This window comes from Alteribacillus bidgolensis (assembly GCF_002886255.1).
GTDB lineage: Bacteria > Bacillota > Bacilli > Bacillales > Marinococcaceae > Alteribacillus > Alteribacillus bidgolensis.
In genome coordinates this window covers 4111120-4125773 of sequence record NZ_KZ614149.1, presented here as the reverse complement: position 1 = coordinate 4125773, position 14654 = coordinate 4111120, and the positions used below count along the sequence as shown (strand labels likewise).

Here is a 14654-nt window from a genome sequence, read left to right as displayed (position 1 = left end):
AAAACATAATATGCATTTTATATTTAAGCTTCCAGGCTTTTTTCTCCTTTTGATTCATAGACAACTTCTCCTTCAACCAATGTTTCGAGAACTTTTACATTACTTATGTCTTTTGACGAGATATTAAACAAATCACGATCAATAACGATCATATCAGCAAATTTCCCAGTTTCTATTGAACCAGCAACATGCTCCAAGGACATTGTCTTAGCAGCGTTTATAGTAAATAACTCAATTGCCTCTTCTAGTTTAAGCTTTTCATCAGGATTTAATATTTCAGAACTATCGATATAAGGATTTTGCCTTGTTACCATAGTTTCTAAAGCAACCCAAGGATCAGGGGTTGGAACAATTGGCCAATCTGATCCGCGAACAACATTTGCTCCTGTTTGTTGAATACTTCGAATTGGATATGTCCTGTCAGCCCGTTCTTTTCCAAGAATAGTTTCCTTTTGTTTGTGAAATACTGATGGATACCAAAACATTGGAGAGAACTCAGCCACCGCATGTAATTTTTTGAACCGAACGATATCTTCTCTGTGTACCCAGCCGTTATGAGCAATTTCATGCAAAAGTCCGCTATAACCATTTTGCTCACGGGCAGCCTGAATTGCATCAAGTCCAATTCTTACTGCAGCGTCCCCTGTCGCATGCATTTTAACTGTTACTCCTTCCTTATCCAGTTTTACTAGATCCTCTTTAAGTTCTTCAGGGTCGACTAACAACATCTTTTTCCAATCATAATTTTCCTTTTTATCTCCAGCATAAGGTTCAAGAAAAGCCCCTGTTTTAAATGCAGGAACTCCATCAAGAAACATTTTTGCGTAATTCGTATTAATTCGATCGTGCTTATACTTATCTCGATTGTATACAAGCTCAATCTGTTGTTCATATGGAATAGCATTACCGTAGTCGCATTTCCACAATAAGTGCGTAGCTAATCGAAAATGAAGCTTGTTACGTTTTGCAAGTGATACATATACGTCTAACAATTCTTCATATACTGCTGGATCTTTTATAGCCGTTATCCCAAAGGAGTTTAAATATTCAGAAAGCCATTCCCCTGCTTTATAGATATCTTCTTTCTTCCTCTCAGGAATATGAGGTTGTATAAGGTTAAGGGCATTCTCAAGCAGAACCCCTGTCGGCTCTCCTTGATCATCTTTGATTATTTGTCCGCCTTCAGGGTCAGGGGTTGTTGAATCAATACCAGCAATTTCAAGCGTCTTACTATTCACCCAAGCGTTGTGAGTACTGAAATCAATTAATATAATGGGACGAGTGGAATCAATTTGGTCTAACAATTCTTTGTGAAGTTGGGAGAGAAGATGAAAAGGCCAGTTTCCACCAGTAATCCATTTGAAATCGGGATGGTCTTTTACATATTCTCTGATCACATTAAGTATCAAATCAAGAGTAATACCTTGACCTTCAGGTAAACTGCATTCAAAAATCTGTTTATAAGCACCATTAATAGCATGTGTATGCATATCATGAAAACCTGGTAAAACAGTTTTTCCTTCTAGATCAACGACTTCTGTCACAGAAGAAACAAAATCCTCCATCTCTTTTTCAGTTCCTACTGCAAGGTATTTACCGTCTTTAATAGCTACAGCTTCAACGCATTTATTTCTTGGTTCAATACAATAAATCTTTCCATTTACAAAAACCTTATCTGCTGTTGCCATTATCGTGTCCTCCTCCTTTTTCTATGGTTTTTAACATATATCAAAAAATATATTATTTCAGATATAATCTGACAGAAACTTATTTTAATCCATCACATTCATGTTTCAAAAGCCCCTATATTCAGTAACCAACATTCTAAATCCGATGTAACCAGTCAAGTCACTCCGACAATGTATTTTTTTGATGTTATGAAGTTAAAATCTCGTATACTACTTTTTTCAATCTTCCCATTGAAAGAAAACTCACCTTTAAGTGCATATTTTTTGCTTACTGGTTTTAAACAATCTTTTCCTATATCCAAACCTTCATTGGATATCACAGCTGGATGAGTATTCTCTACTGTACCTTTCCCGATTTAATTGTCATTGATATATAAATCACCTTGACCTGAATTTGAAGTTTCTTTTTTAAATTTAAACGCAACGTTTACACATCCATTTGGAATTTCAGTATCTGACTGTATTGTATAAGCTTTACTGAAATAATTGTACTCGAAGTACAAACGATTATTTAATATAAAAAAGGTGTATCCACTTAAAAAGTTTCCTAAAGCAACTAAAACACCTTCATCCTCTTTTCTTTCTCTATAAATAGATACGGTGATTTTATATGAACTATTTGTAATGGAAGGCGCAACAGCTGGATTTAATCGCAATACTGAAAATTGCTCCGCCTCTTCCAACCATTTTTCTTTAAGTTTTTTTACCATTTGAGGATATTGGTCAGATAAATCATGAAATTCGGAAAAGTCATCTTCAACATTATAAAGTTCCCACTTATCTTGATCAAAAGATGTTCCTGTTTTATGAAGGGTAACAGCTTTCCACCCTTCATGATATATAGCCCTGTCTCCCAATAATTCAAAGTACTGTGTCTTCCTTGCAGACGGTGCATTATCATTAAAGGTGTAGAACATACTTTTACCATGCAAAGGCAGCTGGGTAACCCCTTTATAAACGTCGGGCATTTTTATATCCAAAATATCTAGTATAGTTGGTGTCACATCAATTACGTGATGATATTGATCCCTAATCTCGCCTTTTTTCTTGATCCCATCTGGCCATTGAATAATTAGCGGGACTCTAGCACCTCCAAAATAAGTGTTCTTTTTATAGTACTTGAAAGGTGTATTACTGACTTGAGCCCATCCGCGCGGATAATTACTTTGTGTACTAGTTCCTCCCATTTCATCAATAGAATCATATAACTCTTCAACTTTTTCTTCCATTCCATTGTCTACTTTTGATCGATTAATGGACCCATTAAATCCCCCAGCTGGACTGGCTCCGTTATCAGATAGAAATATAAACACTGTATTATCCAATACACCCATTTCTTCTAATGATCTCATCAACACTCCTATTTGTTCATCAGTATGAGTCAAAAATCCAGCATAAACTTCTTGAAATTTTGCAAATACTTCTTTCTCTTCAAATGACAGTGAATCCCAACTTCTTACTCCAGGATTTCGAGGAGCTAACTCTGCTTCCATTGGAATAATATTTAATTCCTTTTGACGCTCAAATCTTTTTTTCCGAATGTAATCCCATCCATTATCATAAATGCCTTCATATTTTTTTATATACTCTTTCGGTACTTGATGAGGATCATGTTGGGCGCCAAATGACAGGCTTAGAAAAAAAGGATTCTCAGGTATAATGGACAAATGGTTACCTATATATTCTATTACAGTTTCTATCAAGTCCTCGGATAGATGATAATTTTCTGCCTTTGGTGGATCTATGAATTGATTGTCACGAACTAAATCGGGTACATATTGGTCAGTTGACCCATTCAAAAATCCATAATACTTTTCAAATCCCTTCCCTAAAGGCCAATTTTAAAATGGACCTGCTGGTGTTACTTCATTCGCAGGAGTTAAATGCCATTTCCCCACACAAAATGTACTGTAATAATGTTCTCTTAGAACTTCACTAATAGTTGCTGCACTGTCATTAATTCTCCCCCTAATATTGGGAAAGTCGTCACCAAAATCTACGTCTGCGATGGACCCCATACCAATGGAATGATGATTTCGTCCTGACAGCAAAGAAGCTCTAGTAGGGGAACACATTGGCGTTGCATTAAAATTATTGTATCGCAAACCATTTTTAGCCATGTTATCTATATTAGGTGTGGCAATTTCAGAGCCATAGCAACCTAAATCAGAAAAGCCTACATCATCAAGTACCATATAAATGACGTTCGGTCTCACTAGTAAAGCACCCCCTTCATAGAGTTCACCCAGGATGTTTGACTGAACATTCTCATATTTCCCCAAAGTATTTAGTTTTGCTTTTAAAAAGGCTTGTAACCTTGTAGATATGCGAGTAATGTCAACAAACCTTTCTTATTACTAAATCAAAATAAAGCACAGATTTAACTGGATACCCTTTGCTGATTCTCATTGTATTTGATTATATTATTTCTTTTTTTTACTACCAATTGCTGTATAAATAAAGCAGCACCAATGGTTAACCCTGCCCAATTGAGAAGCCCACCTGCATTTTGCTGGACAGGAAAAAACAGTAAAACTACGCTTATCACAAATATTACCCTATGAATAAATGACAAAGGTTTAAACAAGTATCCAGTTACACTGATCGATAATAAATAACACCCTATTAAGGTTGTAATAATAGAAGTGGCAATGGTGAAATATGAATAATCTACGTTGGTACTTAGTAATAAAACAGGGTTATACACAAACAAAAACGGAATAAGATAAGCCATGAAACCGAATTTCATAGATTCAAAACTTATTTTATGTGGGTTATCCTTAGCAATAGATGCTGCAGCAATGCTTGCAAATGCAATCGGAGGAGTAAAATTCGAAACTATTGCAAAGAAAAATACAAATAGATGAGCGGCCATTGGTACCGCACCTAATTCAACAAGTGTTGGGGCTACTAAAACTGCTACAATAGAGTATGCTGCAATCGCTGGTAAACCCATACCTAAGATAACAGAAACAACAGCACTTCCAAGCAATAAAGGGAATAAACCATATTGACCCAATTGTGCTAATGCAGAAACTAGGTTAAAACCCAAACCAGTTACACCAATAATACCGACGACTAAACCAGCAGCGGCTAAAACAATACCAACTTCTAATATAACTTCACCAGTATCCAATAACACCCGTTGGATTCTCTTCATAATATTTCTTCTAGTTTCTTTTTGTATCAATAAAAATGCAAGTGCAAAAACAGCCGACGAAATACCTGCAACTTCGGGAGATCTTCCTTCTATAAATAAAAGGTACACTAGAAATATAAAAATCGGGACAATCAACATGCTTTTTAAAAGGACATCTTTTTTTGCAGGCAACTCTGCCTTAATCATACTTCCGAGATTTTTTTCAGCTGCTATTAAATCGACTCGAATGTACACACAAATATAATATAGTAAGGCTGGAACTATAGCAGCTACTGCTACCTCCCTATAAGGAACACCCAGTCTTTCAGCGATAATAAACGCAACAATTCCCATTAGCGGCGGCAAAATTGTCCCGCCAGTTGAGGCTACTGATTCTATTGCACCCGCTTGTACACGTGTGTATCCATTTCTAACCATCAATGGTATACTCATATTTCCTGTTAACATAACATTTGCCACAGGACCACCCGTAATGCTGCCAACCATACTTGAACCAATCACCGATGCCTTTGCAGGCCCACCTCGATAACGCCCAAATAGTGTTAATGCAATATTGTTAAAAATCTCTCCTCCTTTAAAATTAATTAGCACTTGTCCGAACATTACAAAGGCAAGGCCCATTGTTGCTGCTAAGGACAGTAACTCTAGTATACTATTTGTATCAAGGTACAAATAATTCACCAACTGATTAAATGAGACTGCGCGCCCTTCGAAAGGACCCGGCATAAATGGTGCAACAAAGGCATACATTAAGAAACATAAAACGACAATGACAAAAGTCCAGCCCTGTATTCGTCGTAAAGCTTCTAAAATCAAAAGCACTGCCATCGTCCCCAAAACCAAACGTTCCGTTGTTATATTAGTAAAAGCTAGCAAAACGTCAGGATAATATAACGCTATGTATAACCCTGCTATAAAACCAATTACAGATAAAACCCAATCATACCAAGGGACTCGATCACGTTGGGCTTTTTTTGTTGCTGGTGTACCTATAAAAATAGCGGCCAATATTAAACCTAAAATCAACCCGGCATATTGTTCACTATATAACGATAAATTAAAATATCGATATACGGAGAAAATAAAAAGTATACCGCTTACAGGAATAAGAATGAGGAGACTCTGCCATAGATAAAGGACAGAGCCATTTAATTTCCGAAACCGAGACACCGAAACATTTTCACTCATTGTTTACCCTCCAATATACCTATTCTTGTAATAAATCTTGGTGGTATTCCTCTGCTTCTTCAGTCCATACCCCCTCTTCTTTAAAGAACTTTATTGCTCCGTCATGATATGGGGCAGGGGGATATGGATTAAACATTGTTTCAGAGTTCCATTCTTTCAACCAGTTACCATAAGAGTGTAACTCCTTATCATTTTCCCAAAGTGCTTTTGTTATTTCATAAACCGCACCCTCTGGTACGTGCGTGGCAGTCGCTAAAATAATAGGGTATTGATAAATTATTTTTTCTTCTTCGATAAACCCGCCTTCAAAAAGTACAGGTTCTAAACCTGGATTATAAGTATTCATTAGCTCATGTAGTTCTTCCGGAAATTCATCAAATTCTTCTGGGGGTACTTCCCCAAAATTGAGGGCCTTAATTCCTGCAACTTCGTCAATCTCTAAGATGCTTCCCTGTGTTGGAGTACCTGCAAATGCTGCATCTACTTCCCCATTACGTAATGCCTCTAAACCTGCCGGAGCATTTGAAACAGGGACTTTCTCTACATCGTCCCAGCTAAGACCAACTGATTGTAATACAACTTCTACAAGTGCCCCTACCCCATCATCTCCAGGAAAATCTGAAGCTACTTTTTTACCCTTCAAGTCACTAATACTTTCAATCCCTGCGTCTTCCCTAACGGCAATTCCAGTCAAAACTGCATTGTTTCCATACATTACTGTCCTAAGGTTTTTTTTCTCCTCATACTCTTTTGGTTCATGACCTTCATAATTGTAAGAAAGTGTTGCATATTGCGAAAGGCCAAAATCAACTTCCCCCTCCTGAAGAAGAGGTATCCAACTCATAATACCTGCATACGGACTCACAGACATATTTACAGATGAATGTTCACCCACTACACTGGAAATACCAGAACCTGTTTCATAAAAAGCTGTTGTTTCTGGCAGCGTAGCGATGCTATAGCTTCCTCCTCCAGAACTCTGTGTTTCACTAGCTGAATTGGTTTCCCCTCCGTTCCCACAAGCACCCAATAGTAAGAAAACTAATAAACCTAGCGCTCTAAAGAAATTAGTTCGGTTATACTTCAATTTCATAATCAACTCCCCTTTTTTCCCTTTATTTTTGATTGTTCTTCTGAGTAATATTAATCTCTTAAACGACTGAATTTTCATTTAAGAACTATTTTCAATACTAGTTATAAGCTATTTTCTTAATAATTTCAGCACTGTATTCCCCCTTACTTATTGAAATTTTGACCCAATAATCAAATAATATCTTTTGCTGTATTGAAATATATTTGAACAAAAATTATAAATATAATTTATATTCTGACTAATTATTTTTTGTTTCGCTTCATTCCTTAATATTTCGTATAGAAATTGAAATTAACTGCAATCATAAAAACGTTTTATTTTCTTACTATTATAAATCTTTAAATCAAAATAGTCAAAAGTTTTATTGAAATTAAATATAGTTTTTTATATCAATTGATTTTAATATAAAAATCTTCCTCTTTATATCAATTTGATTATATTAATCTTGAACCTAAGGCTATAATACACATTAAGAAAATTACGTTCCATCTTTACTTTCATCTGACCCTATCATTGATAGACGTTCACTACCAACATTAAAATATAAAAGCGGTTTCATAAATCTATTCCATTAGTATTATATATCTTTAATTCAATTTAGTCAAAAGATTTCAATATAAAGGGGGTTTTTTTAATTTCGAACATAATATTTACACTTTTTCTTCATCTTTGGTTCATTTTGGTTATTTTTAGGAAGGATTGTTTCTCTGAAGAAAGAAGAAAATGAGAGGGAGAAGTATACCATTGTTGGCTTAAGTTCTTTTGCAGTTTCATAAAAATAGTATACTCCCATACGTAAGAAGAATTATATATTTTAAAAAGATAACAATGAATCTAGTACAAGGCTCCCTGCTCCTATAGCGGCAGCATTTTCTCCTAGTTCCCCCTGGCTGAAAGCCACATTTAACTGAGGAAACAGCTTTTTGTACCTTGCTTCCGTCATCTCTACTACCGTTTGATAATAAAGCTTCATCTCTCTATACATCGGTCCACTTAGAATAATTATACTTGGATGGAAAATAATTACCATATTAGCAAGGCCAGCTGCTGAATAATAAGCAACATCTTTTACTACTTGTTCACTGAAATCATCACCTTGCTTAAGAGCAGAAACGAGTTGAAGAAACGTCAATGTAGAAAAATCATCTACTGTTTCGCTCAGAATGGAAGAATGGCCTCTCTTTAGGCGGCTCTTTGCTTCGGTGAGAAGAGCTGGAATGGTGGAATAAGTATTCATGCATCCATAGTTTCCGCAAACACATTTCTTCCCGTGAATATCTACCACCATGTGCCCCTGCCCAAACGCACCTACTTTATCACCGCCAGTAGAACGAAGAATTTCCCGATTCAACATAATAGCAAGTCGGATGCCTGCTCCTTTATTAATGTAAATAACATTCTTGTCATCCCTAGCAGCCCCGAGACGGCGTTCTGCATCTAAAGCGGTATTTTCACCATAGTCTAATTCAATGTTTGTATCAAAATGCTTCTTTAGCATTTCTTTTATTGGTACATCCTCCCATTTTGGCGCCGGGAAATGGAGGGGATTTTTTATAACACCCTGCTTTGTATCGAGCGGACCAATAGCGCTGACCCCAATTCCCAACAAAGAGGCATCAGGAATATTATTTCTATCTAACATTGAGTGAATGACTTGAGTAAACTGCTCTATCATCACATCCGGCGTACTTGAATCATTCATGTCAAATCGTTCTTCTGCAATAATCTTTAAATCTAATCCCATGAGTACTACTTTTGAAAATGTTCGTGATATGTCAATGCCGACTAAGTAATTTACATCTGGCTGTATGGAATACTTTTTAGGTTTTCTTCCTCCACTAGATTCGGCTTCTCCGCTTTCATATAATAGACCCTGTTCTATTAATTCTTCTAGCAGCCTTGCACAAGTGCTTAGTTTTAAACCGGTACTTTGAGCAATTTCAGCTTTTGTTAATTCTGGTTCATTTCTTACACAATTATATAGCGCTTTCAAATTAATACCTTTTTGCGTAGTTGATGATAAAAGTTTTTGCAGCATGTCTTTTCCCTCTTTTTCTTTTATTTTAAGGAGTATTGATATTATAATATCTTCCACTCAAATTAGTCAAAAGTAAAAAACCTTGTTGCTCTCTATTAAGAGGCAACAAGGGTGCATAACAGATTGAAGGAGGAGGGAGAATTACATGCTTACTTCCATTTCATCAAAACGAGCTTGCGCATGGAAAGCATCCATTTCGTAATCAGCGATGAAGTTTTCCCATTGTAATTGAACGGGCAGCGTATTTTCAAATGGCTGGCCATAAAACATTCTAATGTGAAGTTCTCCAGGCTGGTCGCTTGATTTAATTTCACAGAGCCCCTTGGTTACAAGTACTCCATTTTTCAACGTAACTTCATAGCTTCCTGGGCAGGGTAGAAAATAATCTGAGTCAATATAGAGAATATAGTTATTTGCTCTTCTCTGTAGTATTCCTTGAAGTGCATACCGGCTTCCAAGATAGGTTGGAATATCTTCCACTCGGCCCGAAGATATGAGTTCGCGCAGCAAAGTAGAGCTTACTTTATGATGTTTTTTTTCCAGCTTTTCTACTGTGGTCACTCCGAAGCGTCCATTAGCATCAATATTTAATTGAGCCATATTCCCTTTTCCCTTAAATCCATACGTATAATCAAACCCGCCTACTGCATGCTTGCATTGTAAACCGTCAAGGTATTCGTTAACGAATTGGTCATGAGGAATTTTGGCAACGTCCATATTAAAATCCACCACATATAGCAAGTCTACACCCATTTTTTCAAATATCTCTTTTTTCACAGACAATGGAGTAATGTATTTTGTCACTTGATTTCCTTTTTTAATCACTGCGCTTGGGTGCGGGAAAAAGGTCATGACCGCCAGCTTCAAATTTTTTTCAGCTGCAATGGTTTTTGCTGTTTTAATAATTTGCTGATGACCTAAATGCACGCCATCGAAAAAGCCCAAAGCCATAACGCAAGGTTCACTTTTGTTTTTTAAGGCATCAGTTATTGGATAACCTAGTTGAATGGTCTTCATCACTGCCCCTCCTACTCCATTTTCTTTCCCTTAGCTGATCTGTTTATATTTCCCTTCAAAGAAAGCAAGCGGTTCTCCGTCTTGAACATTTAAATTTAACACTTCACCGACAAATAAGGTGTGGTCCCCAGCTTCGTGCGTATCATATACGTTACAGGCCAAATTAACGAGGGAATCTTTTATAATCGGCGTTCCTTCAAAATCTTCAAAGGCTACATTTCTTTCTTCTTTGATTTGTCCGGCAAAAATCATTGACATCTCTTTCTGCTCTTCTGACAATATATTTACAGCAAATTTATCAGCACGTTTAATTAAGTCATGCATCCGGGCTTTATCTCCAACGGAAATGAGGACAAGTTTAGGATCTAACGACACCGACATGAAAGCATTGGCAGTCATGCCGTGTACTTCTCCATCTACCTCTGTTGTAATCACAGTTACGCCTGTCGCAAATTTCCCCATCGCTGTTCTGAACATACGATCATCCATAATTATCACCTCTACAACTTAAAATTTATTGATTGTTATTTACAACAACTAATTTTAACTCTGTCATTTCTTTTACCGCATACTTAATACCTTCGCGCCCCGTTCCGCTTTCTTTCACGCCCCCATAAGGCATATGGTCCACTCGGAACGTCGGAATGTCATTAATCATTACTCCGCCGACTTCAAGCTGTTCGGACGCATTCATAGCCTTTTGAATGTCTTTCGTATAAATGCCTGCTTGCAGACCATAGCGTGAATGATTGACTTCACCAATCGCTTTGTCAATAGACGATACTGGATTAATCACCACAATTGGAGCGAAAACTTCTTGGCATGAAACTTTCTGATCGTCTGCTGCATTTAGAAGTACCGTAGGAAGAACAATGCTGCCTTCTCGCTCTCCGCCTGTTTTCACAACAGCTCCACTCTCTTTAGCTTCCTTAATCCAGGCTAAAGCACGCTCCACATCCCTTTCTGAGATCATGGCCGAGACATTTGTTTTTTCATCTAACGGATCTCCGGTTACCAATTTCTTTGTTTCTTCTACAAATTTCTCAACAAAGGATTCGTAGACGTTTTCATGTACATACACACGCTGAAGCGATATACAAACCTGACCTTGGAAGGCAAAAGCACCTTGTACACAGCGAGAAATGATTGCATTAAGATCGACATCTTCATCGACAATTACAGCTGCATTTGAACCGAGTTCTAAGGTCGCTTTCTTCAAACCGGCTTTGCTGCGAATTTCTTTGCCGACTTCTGGACTTCCCGTAAACGTAATCATGTTCACCCGTTCATCTTTTACAATCCGGTCTCCTACAACACGGCCGCTTCCGGTCACCACATTTAATGCCCCCTCAGGGAGTCCGGCTTCTTGTAACAATTCGGCGAGAAAGAATGCTGATAACGGTGTTTGGGAGGCTGGTTTTAACACAATCGTATTGCCTGTGGCAATAGCTGGACCTACTTTGTGAGCCACCAAATTCATTGGAAAATTAAAAGGAGTAATTGCCCCAATAACGCCAAGAGGTTCATGTACCGTATAGCCGAGCCGGTTTTGACCGCCTGGTGCCGCATCCATCGGGAGCGTCTCCCCATATAATTGATTGGCTTCCATCGCAGCAAACTTATAAGTCTGGATCGTCCGGTCTACTTCGCCTCTAGCTGTGGCAATTGGCTTTGCTGCTTCCTGAGCGATGAGTGCAGCTGCTTTTTCATGGTTGTCTTGCAAAAGCCGGACAAGTTGAAAAAGGATCTCACTTCGTTCATGAGCCGTTAGCTTTTTCATTTTCGTCTGGGCTTGAACAGCGGCTTCAATCGCTGCGTCTGTTTCCTCGATAGAAGCTTTTGGAATTTCCGTTAATACTTCTTGATTATAGGGAGAATACAGGGGTATGTGTTCCCCTGCTTCTCGCCATTCTCCATTAATAAATAGTTTTTTTCTTTTTTCGATTTCTGTTTTGAGCATGGTTATCCTCCGCTTCCTTAGAAGATGATGCTTTATATGACAAACGTTGGTTTTCGTTTTTTCAATGTCGGCTCTTTCAGATCGATTTTCTTTCCAGTATGAACATCGAGCACTTCGGATGCTTCTTCAAACCAGCTGTCTGGTGCTTCATGGCCCCAGAATGTCTGCCGCATCGGATCATCAAGATCCCAGCGGACCGGCTTGAAGTCCGGATCACTTGTGAGATAGTCCCCGTTATACAGCTCAATCCGGTGACCGTCCGGATCTCTCAAATAGAGGAAGAAGGCATTGGACAATCCATGTCGTCCCGGGCCGCGTTCAATGTTTGGAGCGTACCCCATCGAAGCCAAGACGTCACAGCCGTTAATTAAGCTCATTGGGTCGTTCAACCAAAAACCGACGTGATGAAGACGTGGACCTGGGCCGTTCATGAATGCGACATCGTGCACACTTGGTTTGCGGTGCAGCCACGCCGCCCAAATTTTTTCTTCTTCCCCGGCCGTGTATTCCGAACACGCAAAGCCAAGCTCATCAATATAATAGTTATAGGCTTTTTCTACATCCGGCACCATGCAGTTAAAATGGTCAATTCGCTGGACTTTGGCGCCTTTATATAAGTCGTAACGCTGGAGCATCCGATCCACCGTTTCCATTTCGGCATAGAACTCTGCTGGAAGTCCAGATAAATCTTGGACGCGCAAGGACTTCCCGAGGGCTTTTTGGCTTCCTTTTTCGAGCCACGTCACCTTACGTCCCTGTTTGGTAAAAAACGATTCTAGTTTTTCGAGATCTTCTTCTGCTCTCACTTTGTAACTGATTACTTCCACAGCTGGCTCCGGCTTTTTCTTCAGCCAAAGGCTATGGTGATTGTGTTCTTCTAATCCGCGGAAGAAAATGTTTTCTTCATCGGATTCGGTTTCAATGAAGCCAAGAGCATCGTAAAATGCTCTCGACTTGTCAAGGTCTGTGACATGCAGTACGGCACGGCCTGTGCGAATAATATCAAAATTCATAATTTATACCTCCTTTAAACATTTGAAAAATTCGGTTTTGATGATTTAATTTGTTTTAAGAAATCTTGCACATATTGTTTATGCGGCTCTTTATCAAATTGATCAAAGTACGTCATGCCCATTTTAATCGGATCACCAAAGAAGTAGTATTCATAGTGCATTTGACGGCTTCCAAACGCGCTCAATGTCAGGTCCCATGCCAACCGGAACAATTGTACTCTGTCATATCCTTCGAGGTTTTTCGCTTGAAGTGCTCGGTTTACAATTGGGCCAAGTTCTTCATGCTGAAAATCTGCTTCTGTTGGAATGCCCATTAATCCAGACGCTCCTAGAATTCTTAATATTTCAACTAGACGCGGGTAAATTCTTGGATACCAGTTCCTTGCTGCATTTAGAGCTTCAAAGTCTGGTGTCATCGTACCCCATTTGTCTAATGAAGCATTTTGTTCAGCCTTGAATAAATGAGATTTCATAGATTCCAAGACGAGCATGACTTCTGTTCCTTTATCTTTTACGTGCTGGAATTGGTCGATTCCAATCGCATCCATAACGCTTAAGATAACGCCAAGAATGAACTCTGTTTTAACAACATTTTTAGCTACTACTTGATGAGACATATGCACAACGGCGTTTGTCTCAAGGAAGGTCCGGTTACAAATAGAAGAGTTTCCACAAACAAATACTTTTTCCCAAGGCACGAAAACGTTATCAAAATAAACAATCGCGTCTCCTTCTTCGAACCGGCTGCTCATTGGATGATCCCATTCATTTTTTCCATAATCAAAGGACTCGCGGCTAATATACTTCAACCCAGGGGTATTATTTGGTACGACAAACGCTAGGGAATACGGATCATCTAATTCACCAGCTTGTTTTACGGTTGATGGAAATACGAGAATTTCATCTGTAATACCGCCTTGCGTAGCCAAAAGACGTGCTCCGTCTACAATGATTCCATCTGTTCTTTTTTCGACGAGGTGCAATGCAACATTGGCGTCTTTTTGTTCGTGCTGCGCTTTTTGACGGTTCACCTGAGGGTGAATTAAAGTATGCGTTAAACTAATGTCATTTTCGCGCGCGTATTCGTAATAATTTTTCGCATTTTCTGCAAACATCGGATCATCTTCTGCAAAAAGATCTGTTGCTACTCCCATTGCCATCACTTCAGCGTTTAAATAATCAGGAGAACGCCCCATCATGCCTCCGGATGTCCGAGCCCAGGTTTGAATCGCTTCTCTGCGTTTCACCAAATCTTCTTTTGATTCGGGACGCAAAAATGTCATTCCTACTTTATCTCCGGATGTAGGTGAAGTGTAAAGCATTTTTTCCGGCTGCTCATACTGAAGGTCATAAAGGTTTGCCATGGAATTAATAACATTTTTAAAACCTGGGTGAGTCGTTGGATCTTCGACACGCTCTCCATGAATGTACACATTATTTTTTGCCTTCCGAAGTCTTTCTTTGTACTCTGCTCCTGTTTTAGCAGGCATTTTAATT

Annotated in this window: 9 protein-coding genes and 1 pseudogene; all 10 read right to left on the bottom strand. The window is 38.5% G+C overall.

Annotation, left to right across the window (positions count from 1 at the left end; all coding sequences use genetic code 11):
* Positions 1-23: 23 nt before the first annotated feature.
* The gene (locus tag CEF16_RS20315) at positions 24-1688 is read right to left on the bottom strand and encodes an amidohydrolase (protein WP_091588011.1); all 1665 of its coding nucleotides are present in this window, start codon (positions 1686-1688) and stop codon (positions 24-26) included.
* A 356-nt stretch (positions 1689-2044) separates the two neighbouring features.
* Positions 2045-3904 (bottom strand): annotated as a pseudogene (locus CEF16_RS20310) (sulfatase family protein).
* A 164-nt stretch (positions 3905-4068) separates the two neighbouring features.
* Complete coding sequence (locus CEF16_RS20300; RefSeq protein ID WP_091588016.1) at positions 4069-6036, bottom strand: TRAP transporter permease; 1968 nt, start codon at positions 6034-6036, stop codon at positions 4069-4071.
* Positions 6037-6055: 19 nt separating this feature from the next.
* Complete coding sequence (locus CEF16_RS20295) at positions 6056-7129, bottom strand: TAXI family TRAP transporter solute-binding subunit (protein WP_170032201.1); 1074 nt, start codon at positions 7127-7129, stop codon at positions 6056-6058.
* An 814-nt stretch (positions 7130-7943) separates the two neighbouring features.
* Positions 7944-9167: an ROK family transcriptional regulator gene (locus tag CEF16_RS20290; RefSeq protein ID WP_091588020.1), complete on the bottom strand. Its 1224-nt coding sequence runs from the start codon at positions 9165-9167 to the stop codon at positions 7944-7946.
* A 141-nt stretch (positions 9168-9308) separates the two neighbouring features.
* On the bottom strand, positions 9309-10184 hold the full coding sequence (locus tag CEF16_RS20285; protein WP_091588021.1) for an FAD synthetase family protein: 876 nt from the start codon (positions 10182-10184) through the stop codon (positions 9309-9311).
* Positions 10185-10214: 30 nt separating this feature from the next.
* Positions 10215-10673, bottom strand: coding sequence for a flavin reductase family protein (locus tag CEF16_RS20280; RefSeq protein ID WP_091588023.1), 459 nt, complete (start codon positions 10671-10673; stop codon positions 10215-10217).
* A 25-nt stretch (positions 10674-10698) separates the two neighbouring features.
* On the bottom strand, positions 10699-12144 hold the full coding sequence (locus CEF16_RS20275; protein WP_091588025.1) for an aldehyde dehydrogenase family protein: 1446 nt from the start codon (positions 12142-12144) through the stop codon (positions 10699-10701).
* 32 nt (positions 12145-12176) lie between these two features.
* The gene (hpaD, locus tag CEF16_RS20270; RefSeq protein ID WP_096241766.1) at positions 12177-13157 is read right to left on the bottom strand and encodes a 3,4-dihydroxyphenylacetate 2,3-dioxygenase; all 981 of its coding nucleotides are present in this window, start codon (positions 13155-13157) and stop codon (positions 12177-12179) included.
* 14 nt (positions 13158-13171) lie between these two features.
* Positions 13172-14647, bottom strand: a complete 1476-nt coding sequence (hpaB, locus tag CEF16_RS20265; RefSeq protein WP_091588514.1) for a 4-hydroxyphenylacetate 3-monooxygenase, oxygenase component — start codon at positions 14645-14647, stop codon at positions 13172-13174.
* Between the last annotated feature and the right edge of the window lie 7 nt (positions 14648-14654).

Bases quoted from the DNA above. Each gene is read 5' to 3' on its own strand.
- CEF16_RS20295 (WP_170032201.1), bottom strand. From the start codon at position 7,129: ATGAAATTGAAGTATAACCGAACTAATTTCTTTAGAGCGCTAGGTTTA.
- CEF16_RS20280 (WP_091588023.1), bottom strand. From the start codon at position 10,673: ATGGATGATCGTATGTTCAGAACAGCGATGGGGAAATTTGCGACAGGC.
- CEF16_RS20285 (WP_091588021.1), bottom strand. From the start codon at position 10,184: ATGAAGACCATTCAACTAGGTTATCCAATAACTGATGCCTTAAAAAAC.
- hpaD (WP_096241766.1), bottom strand. From the start codon at position 13,157: ATGAATTTTGATATTATTCGCACAGGCCGTGCCGTACTGCATGTCACA.
- CEF16_RS20275 (WP_091588025.1), bottom strand. From the start codon at position 12,144: ATGCTCAAAACAGAAATCGAAAAAAGAAAAAAACTATTTATTAATGGA.
- CEF16_RS20290 (WP_091588020.1), bottom strand. From the start codon at position 9,167: ATGCTGCAAAAACTTTTATCATCAACTACGCAAAAAGGTATTAATTTG.
- hpaB (WP_091588514.1), bottom strand. From the start codon at position 14,647: ATGCCTGCTAAAACAGGAGCAGAGTACAAAGAAAGACTTCGGAAGGCA.
- CEF16_RS20315 (WP_091588011.1), bottom strand. From the start codon at position 1,688: ATGGCAACAGCAGATAAGGTTTTTGTAAATGGAAAGATTTATTGTATT.
- CEF16_RS20300 (WP_091588016.1), bottom strand. From the start codon at position 6,036: ATGAGTGAAAATGTTTCGGTGTCTCGGTTTCGGAAATTAAATGGCTCT.